This window comes from Microbacterium sp. NPDC055599, from assembly GCF_053618975.1.
In genome coordinates this window covers 303,127-304,180 of record NZ_JBSHIM010000001.1, presented here as the reverse complement: position 1 = coordinate 304,180, position 1,054 = coordinate 303,127, and the positions used below count along the sequence as shown (strand labels likewise).

1 protein-coding gene is annotated in these 1,054 nt (G+C 74.1%); it reads right to left on the bottom strand.

What is annotated here, in order from left to right:
- Positions 1-156: 156 nt before the first annotated feature.
- Positions 157-1,054, bottom strand: an 898-nt coding sequence (locus tag ACWGQ1_RS01500; protein WP_452312221.1) for an iron chelate uptake ABC transporter family permease subunit, incomplete at its 5' end; no start/stop codon positions are given.

The window sequence follows — 1,054 nt, the reverse complement described above, 5'->3', positions numbered from 1 at the left end:
TCCGGACGCCCCCGGGGGTGCGTTTTCGATCCCGCCACCGACCGAACGCGGGGGGGCGGGCGGAGGGGGGATCAGAAACGCGCCCCCGAACCGGCCCGGGGGTGCGTTTTCGATCCCGCCACGGGACGAACGGACAGGGCGGGCCGAGGAGCGGGGTCAGGCGTCGCGCGAGCGCCAGAGCAGCCAGACGAAGTACGGGGCGCCGATCAGCGCGACCACCAGGCCGGCCGGCAGCTGCGCGGGCGCGATGACCGTGCGACCGATCGTGTCGGCCACCGCGACCAGCAGCCCGCCCAGCAGCACGGCGACCGGGATCACCCGCGCATGCCGCGCCCCCACCAGCGCCCGGGCGGCGTGCGGCGCCACGAGCCCCACGAAGCCGATCACCCCGATCGCCGTGACGCTCAGCGCGGCGAGCACGGCCGCCACCGCGAGCAGCAGCAGGCGCACCGGCTCCAGCCGGATGCCCACCAGCCGCGGCGTGTCCTCGTCGAGCGACAGGACGTCGAGCTCGCGGCGGCTCGACACCACGAACGGCAGTGCGATGACCAGCACGATCACCAGCGGGAGGATCTGCTCCCACGCGCGACCGTACGTCGTGCCGGACAGCCACGTGTAGATCCGCGGGGTGTCCCACGGGTTCGACCGCAGCAGGAAGAACGTCGTGAGCGAGACCGTGAAGTACGACACCCCGATACCCACGAGCAGGAACCGGTCCGCGCTCAGACCTCCTCGCCACGACAGGAGGTAGACCAGGGCGAACGCGAGCAGCGAGCCCGTCACGGCACCCGCGATCATGCCGCCCGTCGACGACGCCGCGCTCGTGATCACCAGCACGGCCCCCAGCCCGCCGCCACCGGTGACCCCGAGGATGCTGGGGTCGGCGAGCGGGTTGCGGCTCACCCCCTGGATCAGCGTGCCGGAGAGGGCGAGCGCGCCTCCCGCCACGACCGCGGCCACGACCCGCGGGGCCCGCTCGTCCAGCGCGAACGCGATCGGCGGGGCCGCCTGCCCCTGCAGCCACAGGGCGATGTCGCCCGTCAGCAGCCACGTG